This window comes from Streptococcus sp. HSISS2, from assembly GCF_000448665.1.
GTDB classification, from domain to species: Bacteria; Bacillota; Bacilli; order Lactobacillales; family Streptococcaceae; genus Streptococcus; species Streptococcus raffinosi.
On the sequence record NZ_CM002133.1, the window covers coordinates 1,670,634 to 1,673,156 of the forward strand.

The window sequence follows — 2,523 nt, forward strand, 5'->3', positions numbered from 1 at the left end:
TCTCAATGAATTAGAAACCGATTGGCTCGTTGAAACTGAGGTGCTTGCGCTTTGCGATTCAGAGACTGACGTTGAGACTGATTGACTCGCTGAAACAGAGGCACTGATACTTACTGACTCACTTAGTGATGTGGATTCGCTGAGTGAGACTGAAGCACTTAATGAAGCGGAAACTCTACTTGAAGCACTTGCTGACTCTGAGACACTCATTGAATCAGAAACTGATTGACTCATTGAAACTGAAGCGCTCGTACTTGATGACTCACTGAGTGACGTTGATTCACTGGTTGAGACTGACGCACTTAATGACGATGATAATGAGTTAGATACTGACTGGCTCGTTGAAACAGAAGCACTGGTACTTGCTGACTCGCTTAGTGACGTTGATTCACTTGACGAAACTGACGCACTTAATGACGATGACAATGAGTTAGATACTGACTGACTCGTTGATGCTGAGGCACTTATACTTGCTGACTCGCTTAGTGACATTGATTCACTTGACGAAACTGACGCACTTAATGATCCGAATGTACTCAATGATGTTGAAGCAAACATTGAGAGTGACTCACTTGTAGAAATAAAGCTTGATGCTGATTTCGAAATAGAATCAACTGTCGAAAGGATGGTCGAAATTGACGCACTAAATGCTTGCGATAAGCTTTCAAAAGCCGAAACACTTAATGAAGAAACTACTGAATTTGAAACAGATTGACTTGCTGAAACTGAAGAACTCTCTAAAGCCGAAATTGAGTTGGATTCTGACTGAGATTCAGACACTGAAGCACTCTCTGATGCTGAAAGCGAGTTAGATTCTGATTGAGATTCAGATACTGACGCACTCTCTAAAGCCGAAATTGAGTTGGATTCTGACTGAGATTCAGACACTGAAGCACTCTCTGACGCTGAAAGCGAGTTGGATTCCGATTGGGACTCAGATACTGAAGCACTTTCTGATGCTGAAAGCGAGTTTGACTCGGATTGAGACTGACTTACTGAAGCACTTTCTGATGCCGAAATAGAATTTGACTCTGATTGTGATTCAGACACTGAAGCACTCAGTGATGTGCTTAACGAGTTCGATACGGATTGACTTGTTGAAACCGAAAAACTCAAGGAGCTACTCAACGAGTTCGATACGGATTCACTCGTTGATACCGAAGTACTCAAGGAGCTACCCAACGAGTTCGATACGGACTGACTAGCTGACACCGAAGTACTCAAGGAGCTACTTAACGAATTCGATACGGACTGGCTCGTTGAAACCGAAGAACTTAACGATGCACTCAATGAATTTGAAGCTGATTGACTTGTTGAGACTGAAGAACTCAATGATGTGCTCAATGAATTCGATACGGACTGACTTATTGAAACCGAAGTACTCAGCGATGTACTCAATGAATTTGAAGCTGATTGACTCGTTGAAACCGAAGAACTTAACGATGTACTTAAAGAGTTCGATATAGACTCACTTGTTGAAACTGAAGAACTCAATGATGTGCTTAACGAGTTCGATACGGATTGACTTGTTGAAACCGAAGAACTCAAGGATGAACTCAAAGAATTCGATACGGATTCACTCGTTGAAACTGAAGAACTCAATGATGAACTTAACGATGTGCTTAACGAATTTGATACGGATTCACTTGTTGAAACTGAAGAACTCAATGATGTGCTTAACGAGTTCGATACGGATTGACTTGTTGAAACCGAAGAACTCAAGGATGAACTCAAAGAATTCGATACGGATTCACTCGTTGAAACTGAAGAACTCAATGATGAACTTAACGATGTGCTTAACGAATTTGATACGGATTCACTCGTTGAAACCGAAGTACTCAAGGAGCTACTTAATGAGTTCGATACGGACTGACTAGCTGACACCGAAGTACTCAAGGAGCTACTTAACGAGTTTGATACGGATTGACTTATTGAGACTGAAGCGCTCAGCGATGTACTCAACGAATTTGAAGCTGATTGACTCGTTGAAACCGAAGAACTTAACGATGTACTTAAAGAGTTCGATATAGACTCACTTGTTGAAACTGAAGAACTCAATGATGTGCTTAACGAGTTCGATACGGATTGACTTGTTGAAACCGAAGAACTTAACGATGTACTTAAAGAGTTCGATATAGACTCACTCGTTGAAACCGAAGTACTCAAGGAGCTACTCAACGAGTTCGATACGGATTCACTCGTTGATACCGAAGTACTCAAGGAGCTACTTAATGAGTTCGATATAGACTCACTTGTTGAAACCGAAGTACTCAAGGAGCTACTTAACGAGTTTGATACGGACTGACTAGCTGATACCGATGCGCTCAAAGATGTGCTTTGCGAGTTCGATACTGATTCACTCGTTGAAACCGAAGAACTCAAAGACAGACTCGTTGACACAGATTCACTGCGAGAAACACTCGTCTTGACTGACTCACTCAAAGACTGGGATAAGCTTTGTGACTTCTCGGTACTCAAAGACGCACTCGTGGAGGCGGACTCACTGCGAGAAACACTGGTCTA

General features: G+C 42.0%; 1 protein-coding gene. It reads right to left on the reverse strand.

Translation table 11 applies throughout. The features are described from left to right. Positions 1-1,050 (reverse strand): hypothetical protein (locus tag HSISS2_RS12110; RefSeq protein WP_205617842.1); only part of this gene is annotated, 1,050 nt, incomplete at its 3' end. Between the last annotated feature and the right edge of the window lie 1,473 nt (positions 1,051-2,523).